This is a genomic window from Faucicola mancuniensis (assembly GCF_046523945.1).
GTDB classification, from domain to species: domain Bacteria; phylum Pseudomonadota; class Gammaproteobacteria; order Pseudomonadales; family Moraxellaceae; genus Faucicola; species Faucicola mancuniensis.
On record NZ_CP171363.1, the window covers coordinates 728,034 to 744,704 of the forward strand.

Annotated in this window: 11 protein-coding genes, 2 pseudogenes and 1 CRISPR repeat array; of the genes and pseudogenes, 5 read left to right on the forward strand and 8 right to left on the reverse strand. The window is 37.9% G+C overall.

The window, feature by feature from the left end; all coding sequences use genetic code 11:
- Both ACGTJS_RS03740 and ACGTJS_RS03745 read right to left on the reverse strand, forming a co-directional pair.
- The gene (locus tag ACGTJS_RS03740) at positions 1 to 144 is read right to left on the reverse strand and encodes a MerR family transcriptional regulator (RefSeq protein ID WP_410473219.1); all 144 of its coding nucleotides are present in this window, start codon (positions 142 to 144) and stop codon (positions 1 to 3) included.
- Between the two features lie 80 nt (positions 145 to 224).
- Positions 225 to 1,616: an FAD-binding oxidoreductase gene (locus ACGTJS_RS03745; RefSeq protein ID WP_410472850.1), complete on the reverse strand. Its 1,392-nt coding sequence runs from the start codon at positions 1,614 to 1,616 to the stop codon at positions 225 to 227.
- 235 nt (positions 1,617 to 1,851) lie between these two features.
- Here ACGTJS_RS03745 and serA point away from each other — a divergent pair, with 235 nt between their 5' ends.
- The 3 genes from serA to ACGTJS_RS03760 all read left to right on the forward strand — a co-directional run bounded on the left by serA (position 1,852) and on the right by ACGTJS_RS03760 (position 5,074).
- On the forward strand, positions 1,852 to 3,084 hold the full coding sequence (gene serA, locus ACGTJS_RS03750) for a phosphoglycerate dehydrogenase (RefSeq protein WP_410472851.1): 1,233 nt from the start codon (positions 1,852 to 1,854) through the stop codon (positions 3,082 to 3,084).
- 164 nt (positions 3,085 to 3,248) lie between these two features.
- Positions 3,249 to 3,893 carry a histidine phosphatase family protein gene (locus ACGTJS_RS03755; RefSeq protein ID WP_315044148.1) on the forward strand — a complete coding sequence of 215 codons (645 nt, stop codon included), beginning with the start codon at positions 3,249 to 3,251 and terminating at the stop codon, positions 3,891 to 3,893.
- 83 nt (positions 3,894 to 3,976) lie between these two features.
- Entirely contained in the window at positions 3,977 to 5,074 is a 1,098-nt protein-coding gene (locus tag ACGTJS_RS03760; protein WP_410472852.1) for an IS4 family transposase, read from the forward strand.
- A 42-nt stretch (positions 5,075 to 5,116) separates the two neighbouring features.
- A CRISPR array of direct repeats spans positions 5,117 to 6,825; the repeat unit is 28 nt; unit sequence TTTCTAAGCCACGCATGTGGTGGGGAAC.
- A gap of 150 nt (positions 6,826 to 6,975) precedes the next feature.
- On the opposite strand, the gene cas6f is transcribed toward ACGTJS_RS03760, so the two are convergent.
- Genes cas6f through cas1f form a run of 6 tightly spaced genes read right to left on the reverse strand, consistent with a single transcriptional unit; the run spans position 6,976 to position 15,283 of the window.
- Positions 6,976 to 7,587 carry a type I-F CRISPR-associated endoribonuclease Cas6/Csy4 gene (gene cas6f / locus ACGTJS_RS03765; RefSeq protein ID WP_410472853.1) on the reverse strand — a complete coding sequence of 204 codons (612 nt, stop codon included), beginning with the start codon at positions 7,585 to 7,587 and terminating at the stop codon, positions 6,976 to 6,978.
- Between the two features lie 3 nt (positions 7,588 to 7,590).
- Positions 7,591 to 8,643, reverse strand: a complete 1,053-nt coding sequence (gene csy3 / locus ACGTJS_RS03770) for a type I-F CRISPR-associated protein Csy3 (protein ID WP_410472854.1) — start codon at positions 8,641 to 8,643, stop codon at positions 7,591 to 7,593.
- A 24-nt stretch (positions 8,644 to 8,667) separates the two neighbouring features.
- Positions 8,668 to 9,645 (reverse strand): type I-F CRISPR-associated protein Csy2, encoded by a 978-nt coding sequence (csy2, locus tag ACGTJS_RS03775; RefSeq protein WP_410472855.1) that lies wholly within the window; start codon positions 9,643 to 9,645, stop codon positions 8,668 to 8,670.
- Positions 9,646 to 9,648: 3 nt separating this feature from the next.
- Positions 9,649 to 10,920: a type I-F CRISPR-associated protein Csy1 gene (locus tag ACGTJS_RS03780; RefSeq protein WP_410472856.1), complete on the reverse strand. Its 1,272-nt coding sequence runs from the start codon at positions 10,918 to 10,920 to the stop codon at positions 9,649 to 9,651.
- Between the two features lie 18 nt (positions 10,921 to 10,938).
- Positions 10,939 to 14,301: a type I-F CRISPR-associated helicase Cas3f gene (gene cas3f / locus ACGTJS_RS03785; RefSeq protein ID WP_410472857.1), complete on the reverse strand. Its 3,363-nt coding sequence runs from the start codon at positions 14,299 to 14,301 to the stop codon at positions 10,939 to 10,941.
- Position 14,302: 1 nt separating this feature from the next.
- Positions 14,303 to 15,283: a type I-F CRISPR-associated endonuclease Cas1f gene (gene cas1f / locus ACGTJS_RS03790; RefSeq protein ID WP_410472858.1), complete on the reverse strand. Its 981-nt coding sequence runs from the start codon at positions 15,281 to 15,283 to the stop codon at positions 14,303 to 14,305.
- A 266-nt stretch (positions 15,284 to 15,549) separates the two neighbouring features.
- On the opposite strand from cas1f, the pseudogene ACGTJS_RS03795 reads away from it, so the two are divergent.
- Both ACGTJS_RS03795 and ACGTJS_RS03800 read left to right on the forward strand, forming a co-directional pair.
- A pseudogene (locus ACGTJS_RS03795) lies at positions 15,550 to 16,093 on the forward strand (transposase family protein); the annotation flags it as partial.
- Positions 16,094 to 16,135: 42 nt separating this feature from the next.
- Positions 16,136 to 16,623 (forward strand): annotated as a pseudogene (locus ACGTJS_RS03800) (IS1595 family transposase); the annotation flags it as partial.
- Positions 16,624 to 16,671 lie beyond the last annotated feature (48 nt).

The window sequence follows — 16,671 nt, forward strand, 5'->3', positions numbered from 1 at the left end:
CTAGTACTTATCGTAACGTCTGTGTCCTTTTAGTGTTCTTTCGGCAACAAGCATGCCACTTTTGTCCCATCTGCGTAATGTTGAGATAGACACACCTAGTTGTTTTGATGCTTCGTTGATACTAATTAATCTATTTATTTGGATATTCTAAGATGGATTTGGTTAGATTTCAAGAAGCAGTTTCAAACCCTTGCCGTCGTGGATACAACCAATTTTTAATTTTACTAATCAAAAATTTTTCCCTTGTTCATAATACCATTCGGGTCAAAGACAGCTTTTAATTGTTTCATATAGGCGATTTCATCATCAGGGCGAGTGTAATTTAGATATGGCTTTTTGGTCATACCCACGCCATGTTCGGCAGAGATTGAGCCGTTGTACTTTTTCACCGTTTCAAAGACATATTTATTCACCACTTTACATTTGTCAAAAAACTCATCTTTTGTCAAATTTTCTGGTTTTAAAATGTTTAAATGCAAATTGCCATCGCCAATATGCCCAAACCAACACACTTCAAAATCTGGATAATTGTCATTCACAATTTTATCAATATCATTAATAAAATCAGGCACATGGCTGATTAACACCGAAATATCATTTTTATATGGCGTAAATACCGAAATGGTTTCAGAAATATATTCACGCAGTTTCCACAACTCTTGGGCTTGAGCGATAGATTGGCTCATCACACCATCAACCAACAAACCTTGTTCCATACAGTATTCAAACACCGCCATCGCTTCGTCCATAATCGGCTCATAAGGGGCTTCAAACTCTAAAAGTGCATAAAATGGACAATCGCTTTCAAACGGACGTTGTACATGACCTGTCGCTAACAGTTTGTTCATTGCCACTTTGTCAAAAAATTCAAATGCCGTCAAATCCAATTTGCTTTGGAAATTTGCCAAAATTTTCATAATATTAGCAAATTCGTCCACGCCTAGCACCATGACGGTTAAGTTTTTCGGTTGGCGTTCCAGTTTGATTTGGGCTTTGGTAACGATACCAAGCGTGCCTTCCGCACCGATAAACAAATGGCGAAAATCATAGCCAGTCGCATTTTTTATCATGCCTTTGTTCAGCTCCAAAATATCGCCCTTGCCAGTTACCACCGTCAAGCCAAGCACCCAGTTACGGGTCATGCCATAACGGATAACCTTGATACCGCCTGCATTTGTGCCGATATTACCACCGATTTGGCTTGAGCCTGCGGACGCAAAATCCACAGGATAATATAAGCCTTGTTCTTCGGCAAAATTTTGCAAATTTTTGGTAATCACGCCAGCTTCCACTTCCACCATACGGTCATCAGGGTAAAAGTTTAAAATTTTGTTCATTTTGTCAAGGCTCACCACCACTTCGCCATTGCTCGCGACCGCCCCTGCGGAAAGACCTGTCCGCCCACCGCTTGGGGTAATGACAAGGTTCAATTCGTTACAAGTCTTGATAATTGTTTGCACTTGTTCGGTACTTTTTGGGAAAAGAATGATATTTGGGTTTGGCTCAAAATGTTTGGTATGGTCTTTACCAAAAAATTCTAAATCTTCGGCGTTGGTTTTAAATTGGTTGTCATCAAAGCCTTGTTGGGTCAATTTTTCAATCAGTTGATTTATCATGATACGCTCACTTGGGGTTTTAAAAAAATGGTTTGTAAAAATATTGGTTAAAAATAGCCTTATTATAGTGGAATTTTTAACAATTTTGGCAAAAATAAATTTTTGGAATATCTAACTTAACTTTATTCATGTTAAATTGATAAATTTCACGCCAAATTAGCCGTCAATTGTGCTATGATAAAGCCACTTTTTTTAATTGTAAATTTTTTACACCAAAATGATGAAGGACACAGCCATGACTGACCATCTTTCTTTAGGCAAAGATAAAATCCGCTTTTTAATGCTTGAAGGCTTGCACGACAACGCCTTTAAAGTGTTAAAAGACGCAGGTTATACCAATGTTGAAGCCATTTCAACCGCCCTTGACGAAGCTGAGTTGATTGAAAAAATCAAAGACGCACATTTTATCGGTATTCGCTCTCGCACCAATCTGACTCGTGCTGTGCTAGAAAAAGCCGAAAAACTGATTGCTATCGGCTGTTTTTGTATCGGTACAAACCAAGTAGATTTGGACGCAGCTCGTGAGTTAGGTATTCCTGTATTTAACGCACCGTACTCTAACACTCGCTCGGTTGCCGAATTGGTGCTTGCCGAAATTATCATGTTAATGCGTGGTGTTCCAGAAAAAAATGCGGTGGTTCATCGTGGCGGTTGGGGCAAATCTGCCAAAGATAGCTATGAAGTGCGTGGTAAAACCCTTGGGATTGTCGGTTACGGTTCTATTGGTTCACAATTGTCGGTTTTGGCGGAAAATTTGGGCATGAAAGTGATTTATCACGATGCGATTACCAAATTGCCAATGGGGAATGCTCGCCAAGTGGGTAGCCTTGAAGAATTGCTCAAAAATGCCGATGTGGTAACACTTCATGTGCCAGATTTGCCAGAAACTCGCAACATGATTACCGCCAAAGAATTGGCAATGATGAAACCAAAATCACACCTAATCAATGCCGCTCGTGGTAAATGTGTGGATATTGATGCGTTAGCCGAAGCGTTAAAAAGTGGACATTTGATTGGGGCGGCGATTGACGTATTTCCAAAAGAGCCAAAATCAGCTAGCGAAGAGTTTGAATCGCCATTGCGTCAATTTGACAATGTGATTTTAACGCCACATATCGGTGGTTCAACCCAAGAAGCACAAGCCAACATTGGTTTGGAAGTTGCCGAAAAATTTGTGCGTTATTCAGATATGGGCGACACGCTATCTGCGGTGAATTTCCCGAATGTGACCATTCCGTTTAAAGACGGTACGCACCGTTTGTTACATATTCACAAAAACGTGGCGGGCGTGTTATCACAAATTAACTTGTCATTTGCCGAAGCGGGCATTAACATTTTGGCACAAAACTTGATGACTGAAGGCGATGTCGGTTATTTGGTGATGGACGTTGATGATGATGATTCTGCCAAAGCGTTGGAACGTCTGCGTGCCGTACCAGAAACCATTAAAGTGCGTGTGTTGTTTTAATTAATTGTTTACAACGCAATAAAAAAGGGTTTGTTTAACAAGCCCTTTTTTGCATAAAAAAAGGATAATTTTAACTCTAAATTTGGTGGGTTACGCTTTGCTAACTTACCCTACAAAATGTGAGAAATTTTTACCAATTATTTTTTAAATTAAATAACATCAAAATGAAAAAAATTTATCTAATCCGCCACGCCCAAAGCGAATCCAACGCAGGTGTCGCCATTCGCCCCAATCACGAAATCAACATCACCGAACTTGGCAAAACCCAAGCAAACGAGCTTGCCGACTGGTTACAGCAACACATTGACGAGCCTATCACCGATATTTTTATTAGCCGTTATCTTCGCACGCAACAAACTGCCGAGCCGTTTTTGACAAAAACTGCACGCACCGCTATGATAATTGACGATTTGCACGAGTTTAATTATTTGGATTTTGAGCATATCAAATTGCTAAATTTAGCCGAAATTCGCCAAATGGCGGAAGATTTTTGGCAAAAACCGAGCAATTTTCAAGACAGCGAACAGACGGACAGTTTTGTCAATTTTGTGCAACGTGTCAAAAATGTTCGTACTTTTTTTGACAATTTACCCAACGGCACTTATGTCGTATTTACGCATGGTATGTGGCTTGGCATGTTGATTTGGCAAGTGTTGCACGCTGACGGCAAGCGAGTGTTTAACCAACAAAAATTCCGTGAATTTGAGCTTGCCATTCGTCCAAAAAACTGCGAAGTATTTTTGTTAAAAGACAACACAGTCGCCAAAGTGCGAGTGCGTACCGATGGCGATGATGTGGATATTCGTTAAAATTTTTCTCTGCACACGACAAAAAAACAAAAAAGTCTGATAAAACAATGGCATAATAGTAATTTTTCCGACGAATTAAAACCATGCCAAACCTTATCAGACTAAAAAGAATTTTATCGCAAAACCTAACAATACACAAGGCAAAAATCAACTGCTTAAGTCTAATGATAATAGCCATCATTACCGCCCAAAGCAGTAACCTAAAAAAGATAGCCAGACACTTTACCAACAGCACAACAAATGACAGCAACTACCGAAGAATACAACGCTTTTTCGCCCAAACACCCCTAAATGAACACCAAATAGCACGCCTTATCTTTCAACTATTTGGACTAAACAAAGTCACACTCACCATTGACCGTACCAACTGGAAATGGGGAAAAAGCAACATCAACATCTTCATGTTAGCTGTTGTACACAAAGGCATTGCCATACCCTTATACTGGACAATGCTAGACAAACAAGGCAACTCAAAAACACTAGAGAGAACACAACTCATTGAAAAATTCATTCACACCTTTGGTAAAGATAAAATACAAAAAGTATTAGCCGATAGAGAATTTGTGGGTTCTGCATGGTTTGACTGGCTAACAAAACAAAATATTAAATTTGCCATACGCATTAAAAAAGACAGTAAAGTGACCAATACACAAGGACAAAGCGTACAAATTAAAACACTATTTCATAATTTAAACCAGCAAGATACTTATCACCATGCTAGAACACTCTTTGTTGATAAGTGTCCTGTCAAGGTATCGGCAAAGCTTGATAGTGATAATGATTATGTGATTGTGGCTACCAATGATTTTGATGATATTGACCCTATGGCAACTTATGCGATGCGTTGGCAGATTGAAACGCTGTTTTCTTGTTTAAAGGGGCGTGGTTTTAATCTTGAGGATACGCATTTGACTAAACAAGACAGAGTGAGTAAATTGGTTGCGGTAAATGCGTTAGCCTTTTGTTGGGCTTATTTGACTGGCTTGGCGGTCATTGATGATAAGCCTAGTCATTATAAACGTTGCCTTAAGTCTAATGGTCGTCCTCAGTCAAGTGTTTTTGCTTTGGGGTTAGATTTTCTGATTGATGGATTTAGATGGTTTATTATGTGTGGTGATTTTGCTTTTTTTAATAGGTTGGTTGATTTTCTCAGTTTTAAAAGAAAATCAACTTTGTTTTAGTAGTTTCTGTCGTGTGCAGAGAACACCAATAAATGTTGAAAATTTCTAAGCCACGCATGTGGTGGGGAATAGGGGGATAATTCACATGTTCACGGCGTGGGATTTCTAAGCCACGCATGTGGTGGGGAACTGTGAAAAATTATTGTTTCGCATTCACGGTGATTTCTAAGCCACGCATGTGGCGGGGAACAATGACAGTGGTTTGGATACTTATCTACAAATTTTCTAAGCCACGCATGTGGTGGGTAACTTTGTTTTTTGTTTTTGCCTTTCCGATTTTTTTTTCTAAGCCACGCATGTGGTGGGTAACTTGATTTGCGGTATTGACCCCTTATAATACAATTTCTAAGCCACGCATGTGGTGGGTAACAAAACCTACTAATCAAAAATTTTAGGACATTCTTTCTAAGCCACGCATGTGGTGGGTAACTAGTCAATCGTGGATTTGTCGCCCACCGTGCTTTTCTAAGCCACGCATGTGGTGGGTAACGGCAACCTTTTGGGGGTTCGCCGCTGCTTTATTTTCTAAGCCACGCATGTGGTGGGTAACGGTGCGGTGGTAAGTCCGACAATTACAGACACTTTCTAAGCCACGCATGTGGTGGGGAACGGTATTACGACCTAATCAATTATTTAAGGTTTTTTCTAAGCCACGCATGTGGTGGGGAACGATAGTCAAACCAACGCCAAATTAAGCCAGTTTTTCTAAGCCACGCATGTGGTGGGGAACACCTGTCATCTTGTCGGTAAATGTGCGGTCAATTTCTAAGCCACGCATGTGGTGGGGAACATAAAAAAAAGCATATACACGTTGCCACGTTCTTTTCTAAGCCACGCATGTGGTGGGGAACCAAAACAAAATAAAGACATTGAAATTGCAGTTTTTCTAAGCCACGCATGTGGTGGGGAACTTTACTTTGCCATTTTCTAATTGACTATATGCTTTCTAAGCCACGCATGTGGTGGGGAACTTTACTTTGCCATTTTCTAATTGACTATATGCTTTCTAAGCCACGCATGTGGTGGGGAACATGGTTCTTGTTCAATTCCCCATTTTACGCAATTTCTAAGCCACGCATGTGGTGGGGAACATTGTGGGACGGAACTTTATCGGTTGGGATATTTTCTAAGCCACGCATGTGGTGGGGAACGTTAGCTAGCCACGCATCACTGATTGCGATTTTTTCTAAGCCACGCATGTGGTGGGGAACAGACGCTTTTTAAAAAATGTCTAAAAATGCCTTTTCTAAGCCACGCATGTGGTGGGGAACTGATTGGCTTTAGCGTTGCCGTGTGGGTGCGTTTTCTAAGCCACGCATGTGGTGGGGAACCGCATGGTATGCGGTAGTGTCTGCAGGTGTCATTTCTAAGCCACGCATGTGGTGGGGAACGAAACCAGCATTCCCCACCGTTTTTTTGTGTCTTTCTAAGCCACGCATGTGGTGGGGAACCTCAACAGCGTTTGGCGTTAGCAGTACAAAGTTTTCTAAGCCACGCATGTGGTGGGGAACCCTATGAAACAAGGTTTTGATTGGCTTTGGCTTTTCTAAGCCACGCATGTGGTGGGGAACATTTTCTAAGCTGTCAATATCGCTCAATGCTATTTCTAAGCCACGCATGTGGTGGGGAACATGCTCAAAGGCAGCAAACAACGCCATCACGCTTTCTAAGCCACGCATGTGGTGGGGAACTTTGCCATTGGATAGCAGTTTGCCCGTTTGGCTTTCTAAGCCACGCATGTGGTGGGGAACTAGTATTATAACTCAAAAAATATAGTTACATCAAGGCATTCAAGTAAAAAACCGACTTTTACCCTTTTTTTGCACCTTGATGTAACTAATTGATTTTAAACTAAGTTTTTATATAGTAAAAATAAGGGTCTTCACCTTACTATACAAACTTTAATTTATCCAATGCGGAACGGTTACATGATTTGAAATATTATTCATACCATACGCATTAAAACTGCCTAATTTAGGCTGTTCAGCAGGTTCTTGCAAAATTGACAAATGATAATCGTTGCCATTGTGCAAGCTTTTCATTTGAACGTATGGATACGGCATTTCGCTCGTTGCCTTATTCTTCTGACAGTATGCCATCGCTTCATCATAGCCAATGCCTTTGTATTTGGCATAATCTTTTACCTTACGCTCAAGCGATTTGCCACGATACCGCCTTACCACGACATATTCTGTCGCTTTGTTTGGTACTTCTTTCACACTTGTCAAATGCACATAGTCAATCAATCGTGCAAACCAAACAGGCAATGCCAATTTTTCTAATTCATCTGCCGTTTGAGCAAAAATGCGTAATTTCGTTCCAAGTGTGGCAAAAGTTTTACCATTTTTTTCTTTATAACAGTAATTAGGAAAACACACGCCAATTCCGTCAATCCCATGCTTATTTTTAATATCGGCAAGGGCGATGTGGAGTTGGGTATAAACCTTACTCCACAAGAAATAGGGCGAAATTTCCGCATCAGGAATCAGCGTGATTTCTTGATAGAAATTCATGGTTTATTCCTCCTCGTTTTTTTTGCTACCGCCAAAAAGACCACCACGAATCAAATTAGCAACCACAAAATGTTGCTCCTCCATACTCATTTCTTCTTTTTTAACCCATTTAACCATTAACGTATATAAATCAGTTTTGCTAGTGCGATATGCCTGACCTTGTGTTGGTACAGAACCATAAGGTTCAATGGCAATGGCAGGTTTTACTGCTAAATCAGTTTCTGATTCATACCAAGTATCAATGGTGCGAATGGCATTACCAATTTTTTCAGAATGCAACCCAGCACACAGTCCTGTTGGTGTTTTGATTTGATGTAAAAATTTAGATTTACCAAAAGTTGGACTATTCTCTCTTGTGTCTTTACCACGCATTTCTTGAGATGGGAAAATTCTCTGACCTAAACCTACTTTGGCAAAGGCTTCAATTTTTAACAGCAAATATTTACCTGTTTCAAAACTATCGGCAATGCAAGTTACCAATTCATCAATTTGTGAATTTGATTGGTCAAAATCATGTAATTCAAAATCAAAGGCACTAAAAGTCCATGAATTATCTTGATTTTCGGTATCGGTAATTTTAACTTCTATCTGTTCTGCACCAATGCGGTTACGCCACAAAAAACGTGCATTAGCAAGATTTTGAGCATAACGCTTAGCAAGTGGTAATAACCCTACATCTTTTTGATAATTTTGATAGGCAGTTTGCAACCCTTCCATAAATCCAATCGGTTTATCAGAATAGGTAACTGCTTGACTAATATTACCTAAAAATTTAACCGTAAAAGTAACTTTTAATGTATCCAAATCATGCGGTAAGTTGGCATCATCGCCCCATACGATATTTGGCTGGATTTTTTCTTCATCTGCGACACCATATTGACTTTTGGTTGCACGATTACGTTTATCATGCAGTTCAATATTTTGCCATGCGTTGTTATCGTTTTTATTTTCCCATAATCCAGCCTGCATCAATCCATCAGATGGTTCAATTTTACGACTAAACGCCAGTACACTTGGTACAGTGACTTCAGTATTGTTTCTTGGTGATCTTGCCATGAGTATGACTCCTTATGATTAAAATTAAAGACCTAATTGACTAAACATATCATCTAAATCAGTCTGTTCTGATTGATGAGATTGGGAATGTATTTCCATATTTTGTTTTTGCTGGCATAAATACCATTCATTTTCAACATGATATTGCCAAAATAAAGTATTCAAATCACTGATGCGATGCAAACTTTTCCATTCACCAAGTCCATGTACCGCCTCCACAAAACGAAATGGATAACGTGTATCACGCAAATTTTCTACTTCTTCTGGCGAATAAAGTGGGCTAATGCCTTTATATCCAATCATAAGTGGCACTATCCAACCTTTTTTATTTTCTGGAATATAACGTTGCCAAGAAATTTCATCTGTTTCATGATTTCTAATAGCTTTTTCTTTGAAAGCAAAAAAGTCTGTCCAGCATTCTAATAGTGATTGTTCATTTTGAAGTTTTTCAAAATGCTCTTCCAATAAATGGCTTGCGTCCAACAAGGTAAAGCAAGGCAATAAAATGTTTTTTAATTTTCGTTGGCTCTCTTTATCATCACTCACGATTTGAATGCTTTTTAATTTTTTAAGACTGCCACCTGCCAAACGTGATTGATAAACCAATCCTTTTATCGTAGTAAGATATTCTTCTTTTAATTCGCTATTGCTTGATAATATTCCATCAATACGAAGCAACAAGGATACAGTCATATCCATTTTGCCTTCTTCAATGATTGAGGCTGGGCTTTTTAATTTTTTACTCTCTTCCCCTTTCAAGGTTAATGGTGGATTACGACTTTGAATAAAGCGAATATAAAAATCTTGATAGCTATTTACTTCATAATCATGGCAAAAAATCGCACAGCCTGAAAGCTCAATACCGATTTGCTCTTTTAATTTTCGTGATAAAGCGTGTTCAAAACCCAAAAAAGCGGTAATCGCTGGAAAACCATAAGTGAAGCCAGCAATACAATTAGCATTTTCTACTTGAATTCGTTCTAATAAAATGTAATCAGCCATGAGTTACTCCGCTTTTAATATTTGATAAAAATCTTGCAAAATAAGTGTCATCATTTTTAGCCACAATTCTTCCAATGATTTGGTGCGAATATCATCACCAATATGTTTGCTTATCCATTGAACAATTTCAGATTTTAATTCATCTAAATAAGCAGATATTTGTGGTTGAGACAATGTTTGTGTTTGCAAAATTTGAGTGTCAATCAATATTGCCAAATATTCAGGTATTTGATGATTTTCACTCCAGCCAGCAGGCTGACTTTTTCTTATCAACATTATTTCATCACAAATATTAGAAACAATTTTTTCAATAAGCTCTTTTAATAGTAATCTTCTGTCATGATTGATAAATAATTCATTTTTATTAAATACATCAATCAAATATTTAACTTGTTCAAATAACTCTTTTTGATAACTTCTTTTTAAAATATCGCCAATACGAGTAGGTGGCATTGGGCTGGCATTCCATTTGGGCGGAAGCGATGGAAATAAGTGCAACAAGCCATTTCTTTGACCATTCAAAGAAGAGACGTTTTGATGCATGCTTTTGGTTACACCAAGTGTTGCGATATTAGGATAAAAAACATAAGTTTCTTCATGCCATTTATTTTGTTTTTTGGCTTGATTAACAGGGTTAGTTTTATCTTTACTTGCTTTTATTGCCAATGCAATTTCATGTGCTAATGAACTAGAATACATGGGCGAAACCAAATGATATTCATCAATCCCAATAGGGATATAAATCTGTTTAGCCAAGGTATGACTATAGATTTTTTGTGATTGATAGACTTGTTTGATTTGGTTTGTCCAATATTCACGCTTACTTTTATCTTCGGTAATTTGTGAAAAGTTTTGTTCATCTTCTGCCAACAATTCGCCAAGCTGTTTATTTGTACCTGAAACAGGAAAACTCAAAAACTCTGCAATCGGAGATAATGCTGCACTAGAATAGCCACTATCCAAGAATTGGCTGTTAATCGTTTGATTACTAATTAAATGTAGGTTTTTGGTTGAGATAATGCTATCTTTCAAACTCATTGCTTGACTGCTTGAATGCGTGAGTTTTGCAACGTGAGAGACATTCAAAAATATGTTCTCAGCATTTTCAGCCACTTTATCTAGCCAAGAAAAAATTTCATAATTATCAATAATTTTTTGTTTATCATTTTCGCCAAATTTACCTTTCAAACTTCTTTGTTTTTTCTCAATAGTTTTTTGGATTTTTTGGGTTAAAAAATCATCAATTGCTTGTTTTGCAATCATTGTATTTGTCATTTTGAACCTCTTACTGTATTAAATATCTGTAAATACACCCAAAAAAGGATGATAAAAATATGGTTTATCTGAATTTTTATAATACGGAATACTTACTTCGCCATAAATATTAGGCACTTTATCCACATTCAAATTTAATCGTTCGGCAATTTGTTCGTATTGCAGGCATTCATCAATATCAAACCAGATAAAGCTATTTTTACCTAATTTTACATTATCATAAAACATAATCAAGTTACTTGCAATCAGTTGATTTTTATCATTTTGATGATACCAAGTCATTTTCCCTTGTGAATTAGCTTTTAAAACAAAGGTCAATTCTGGCGATGATAAACGAAAAGGTTGTTGGCGTTGAATTTCACCTGCCCAAGTTACTTTTTCTTGCCACCAAAGTTTGGCATGATTGGGTTCAAACGGTTTGTTATTTTGATTGTTTACACCCATTAATTTATACCAATAAACACTTTGTTCCAAATCTACCAAATTTGTATAAGGTGGTTTTATTGGTTTCATCAGTTGAATACTAGGAATGGCGTTAATTGTTTGATATTGTTCAGGCAGCAACGTGCAACTAATGGATTTATCGCCATCAATGATGTATTTTTGACTTTCAAACCCTGGTTTTTCATACACTACTTTTTCCCCTATTAGCGTTTTATAATTCTCATTCAAAATGAATAAATTTTCATGCTGTACAGCTTGCTTGCGATGACGTTGCAATCGTCCTGCCAGTTGCACCAAAGAACGCATAGAGCTTGGTTCAGCAATCGCCCAATCATAATCATGGTCTCGTCCTACTTCGCATACCGATGTGGCTAAAACGACAAAAATATGATGTTTAGCACTTGAATTTTTTGCAATTGCTTGTTTGATTTCATCGTGTTGCCAAATCGTATTAGCTTGTTTTCGGTTTAAAATTCTGTCTAGTTTTTCTTCAATTGATGAACGAGCCGATAAGGTAAATTGACTGTGATAAACGCAATAATGAATGCAATATTCATCATTCACTTCTTTTTTAATCAATTGTTTAGCTACTGCAACCAATGGTTTAATATTGGCAAAACGCACGACACCCAGTGAAATACAATGGCTTTCATTACTTTGATGATTGAATGAATGGACATTAAAAATGTTTTGATAAATTGTATCTGCCAAAGATTCAATCGCATTTTCTTCACTTTCAATGGGAATAACTTTGGCTCTGCGTTCAGGCTGTCTGTTTTTGGATAACTGTTCAATGCGTTTATCAATAAATTGCTTATGATTTTTTAAAAAATCAGCCATTTCATTGATTTGAATGCTTTTTGATGAAAATTCATCAAACCAAGCACACACAATATTTGGATTTTGCGTATTACCAAGCATAGACCGTTGATAAATTTTTCGCCCTGCCTGATATGCTTCAAACAAACCATACGCCATTGCAGATGGAATGGTTGCACTTGATAACAAAACCTTTGCCCCAAGCATACCCGCCCAATTAACAAGCCTTGCCAATGCAGGTAAATCTGCCAAACCAAATTCATCAGGTTCATCTAATACCAAATCGCCACTTAATAGCCGTAACATTGGCGCAATTTGTTTACCTCCACGCAACCCTTCGGTTGCTGGAATTAAATAATCAATCGTGCTAATCAAAATGGGGGCGTGCAATAATTTTTGATATTTGGGATCTTTACCAAACCATTTAGCGAGTAATGTATTTTTTTCTATTTGAATGTCTTCGTCATATTCCACTTCAAAATCATCATCTAATTCCAAACTTTCACTACCACGCAAAGCCAAAGCGGTTTTTTCTAAATTTTCTAGCAATTCTTTTTGCTTTTTGATGAGTGTATCATCTTTATTTTCTTGATTGGCATTCAATAAGTTAAGAATCGCTTTTGAGCCAATCAATGTGGCGATTTCGCTTTTATCTAAATGCAAATTTTGTTGCAATGCCTGTCCTGTTTGTGTGGTAAGTGTTCTTAATCCCAAAGCCACACTAAAACGACAACCTTTATTTTCATCTGCCAGCGCATACATAATCCGAGCATTGGCAAAAGTTTTTCCTTTGCCTGTTGAAGCCATATTGATACCAAAAAAGCCATTTTCTTGACTGGCGTGATTGACTTTTTGACTGATAATAACTGCTTTATCTTGCCATTGGCTTAATGTTTTATCTGCATTATCAAAACCACGTTCTAAAATACGATTGATGTCCAAAGTGGGTAATTCTGATAAAAACTTGGGCAAATTTTGGCTAAATTGATACGCATGATGAGCAACCATAACATTATGTTCATCAAGGCGTTGTTTAAGCTGTTTATTGCCATCGGTATTGGCATAGGCAAGATAATTTTTATCACAAAAGTGTGGCGTTGCATTTTGAGCGGAATAATAATGGTCAGCCGTCATCAACATCATTCTAGCCAAATGTTGTGTTAATAAATCATTTTGCCAATCAAAAACTTCAATCGTTTTCAAAATCTTTTTGGCATTGTTAGCAAGTGTTATCGCTTGTTGTTGCCAAGTTTGGCTTCTTAAAGGTAAACCCAAAGAAAATTGCCAATTCACTTGCTTTTCATCATCACGCCAATTGTTTTTGGTATAAGTAGGCGAATTCCATTTGATATCGCAATCTGTTAGCCATGTATCAGCTAAATTATTTATTTCCAATGATGGTTGATGTTGTTCAAAATAAGGATAAACCAATAAACGATGATGAGAAACTATCAGCCATGCTACTAATTTTGTAAAATCATCAAAAGCATTGAATTTTATTTCGCTATTGATATTGTTCAAATTATCACGAGAACTTTTATTACCGACATAATTTAAAATAGATTGTTCATCAATTTGATTTGAATGAATCAGCATATTTAGCCATTGTTCACACGATTGATTTTGTACAAAGGCTTCAAACAATTTAAACGACACCCATTCATGACGATAAGGTTCATAGTTTTTTGTGCCTTTTTCTTTTTTTGGATTAAGTTTATTTTGAAATAAATCATTGGCTTTGCCGAAATCGTGAAAAAGCCCCGCAATACCTGCTGCAATGGCAATCAATTCTAAATTTTGCCAAAGTTTACTGTCTTGGTAATGTGCCATCTCTTTTTGTGTGCGATTCACCGCCACTTCCCCTTGTTCATTAAATTTTTTGCGATTGCCCACCACCCACACAAGCTCACTTCTTTGCCGTGTGCGTACACGGTGGCAACTGACGGCGGTGGATTTGGTGGCAGACGATTTTAATAAACGCTTGACCGTGTCCAGCCCATCTTCCGTGATTGCCGTTTGCCAAACATTATCGCCAATGCGATTGGCAAATGTGTCCAAAATCTGTCTGGTGCGATTTAACGCCTTTTTTTCGCATTGAGAAATAAAGGTAACGAGCATTTCAATGTCCCCAATCTTGGTTTAACGCCATAGCTTTCACCGTGTCAAACATCACGTCCAACGCCTTGTAAGCCGTGAAATAATTTAAACATTCTTGGCGAAATTCCTGCTCGCTTGCGTTATCACTGGCACAAATAAACGCCAATGGCAACACAATCGTATCTTTGACAATATCTGCAATATCAAAGACTAACGCCCCACGACGTGTCTTTCCGTGCATGACTGCAAAACCGTGTGGAATGCCTAGCACCCAAGCCGTTGTCGCCCCCAATCCGTACGCCAAATAATTGCCGTGATTTAAAAACGCATTGGCTTTGTCCACCCCATCATGCTCACGGCTAAACCCTGCATTATTGGTGTTGATGGACGCAAGGCGATACAAATCTTTGGTCATACGCCCTTCAAGCGTGAGCAAATCATTAACGCTATTTTGCCCAAAAATCATCTCTTTATAGCGATTTTGTAAGCTTACAATTTGCTCGTTTTTGCTGTCAAAACCCACGGCACGAAAATCCTTATCCCTTACCCAAACGTCCTGCATAAAATCAAGCCGTGCCAGTTGCAATTTTTTCGCCATTTGCAAACGCTTGTCATCGTCCCACCACCACGACAGCCAACCTTGAATGTACTCGGTTGGGCGGTATTCAGATTGTGGCGTAAACCATTCAATTTCCGTCCCCATAAAAAGTGGCGTACCACCACCGCCACAAAACCCCACCAACACGCCCGCTTGCGACAACATTCGCATGGCAGCCTGCGTGATGGACGTACCCGTGCCAAGCAAAATGCAAGTAGTGTTGGCAATGGGAATGTTGTAATAGAGATTTTCTTTTTCCGATTCGGTGAGATAGAGAATGCGACCGTCTTTTTGCATAACACGGCAGTATTGAAGATAGTAGATGTTGGCACGTTTGGAATGGAGAATGGTTTTGAGGTCGGAGGACTGAAAACTGTTGTTGGTGTAGGGATTAGCGTTTGGCATAATAAAGTAACATTTGTTGAATTTATTGTAGTATGGCAAAATTATTTAGTCTTTGCAAGTAGGTTATAAAAATAATACGACATTTTATGTCGTATTATTTGTAACATTGGTTATTTTAGGCTTGATTTTATCCAAAAGTTGTTATATCAGATTGATTATGTTCATTCAAACAATAAAAGCGAATCATACGCTTTTATTAGACCTCTTTCCAAACCAACAAACAAAACTGATATAATAGCAACTTTATCAACCAAAACCACAAAAAAATAACACCCGAACAAGCACAAAAACTAACTGAAAATCAATTTAAACGCTATTTTGGCATAGAGCGAGAAACCTATCAGCACATACTAAAAATACTCCAAGAAGCCTATACCGAACAACACAAACAAGGTGGTAGAAAAGCCAAAATAAGCCTAGAAAACAAACTCATGATAACACTAAACTACTACCGAGAATACCGAAGTCAATTTCATCTAGGACAAGACTTTAGCATTAGCGAAAGTGCAGTATGCAAAGCAATTAAATGGGTAGAAAGCATACTTATTAATCATAAAGACTTTGCCTTACCCAGCAAAAAAACCTTATGGCAAGACCCTAATCTCGACATGATACTGATTGACGCAACCGAAGTACCCATAGAACGCCCCAAAAAAAGCAAATCATAAGTTATCATCACAACGTGTGTTAAATGAGCATGTTATTGGTAAAATCAAACGTTTTAAAATATTATCTTGTCGTTATCGTAATCGCAGAAAACGTTTTGGATTAAGGGTCAATCTGATTTCTGCGATTTATAATTTTGAGTTAAGGTGGTTTGGAAAGAGGTCTAATCAAAAACGCTTATTATACGGTGAAATAGAACTTGATGAAAGCTATTTTGGAGCAAAACGCCAACGTGGTTTTCATGGTAAACTTAAACGTGGGGGTGGTACACTTAAACAACCTGTTTTTGGTATCTTTGAGCGTGATGGTAGAGTTTATACTGAAATTGTACCAGATTGCAAAAAAGGCACGCTACAAGCATTGATACTAGGTAGGGTTGATGTGAATAGCATTATTTATTCAGAGGCTTTCGTGGCGATAATGGCTTAGTTGATGTGGGTTATGATAAGCATTTTAGGGTAAACCACAGTAAAAATGAGTTTGCACACAGTAATTGTCATATTAATGGCATTGAGAGCTTTTGGAGTTTTACTAAAAGAAGGCTTGCCAAATTTAATGGTGTAACCGCCAATTTTGAACTTCACTTAAAAGATGAGAAACACCGTTTCGCAAGGTGGCGTTGGAATAAAGATTTGAATGAATTACAACGCCATTTATGGGATTTGATTAAGTGAGTTTTTTAGTTCTTGATAGTCTAGAGCCTCTCTTTTCTTTTTTACTAA

Bases quoted from the DNA above. Each gene is read 5' to 3' on its own strand.
- ACGTJS_RS03745 (WP_410472850.1), bottom strand. From the start codon at position 1,616: ATGATAAATCAACTGATTGAAAAATTGACCCAACAAGGCTTTGATGAC.
- serA (WP_410472851.1), top strand. From the start codon at position 1,852: ATGACTGACCATCTTTCTTTAGGCAAAGATAAAATCCGCTTTTTAATG.
- ACGTJS_RS03755 (WP_315044148.1), top strand. From the start codon at position 3,249: ATGAAAAAAATTTATCTAATCCGCCACGCCCAAAGCGAATCCAACGCA.
- ACGTJS_RS03760 (WP_410472852.1), top strand. From the start codon at position 3,977: ATGCCAAACCTTATCAGACTAAAAAGAATTTTATCGCAAAACCTAACA.
- cas6f (WP_410472853.1), bottom strand. From the start codon at position 7,587: ATGAATTTCTATCAAGAAATCACGCTGATTCCTGATGCGGAAATTTCG.
- csy3 (WP_410472854.1), bottom strand. From the start codon at position 8,643: ATGGCAAGATCACCAAGAAACAATACTGAAGTCACTGTACCAAGTGTA.
- csy2 (WP_410472855.1), bottom strand. From the start codon at position 9,645: ATGGCTGATTACATTTTATTAGAACGAATTCAAGTAGAAAATGCTAAT.
- ACGTJS_RS03780 (WP_410472856.1), bottom strand. From the start codon at position 10,920: ATGACAAATACAATGATTGCAAAACAAGCAATTGATGATTTTTTAACC.
- cas3f (WP_410472857.1), bottom strand. From the start codon at position 14,301: ATGCTCGTTACCTTTATTTCTCAATGCGAAAAAAAGGCGTTAAATCGC.
- cas1f (WP_410472858.1), bottom strand. From the start codon at position 15,283: ATGCCAAACGCTAATCCCTACACCAACAACAGTTTTCAGTCCTCCGAC.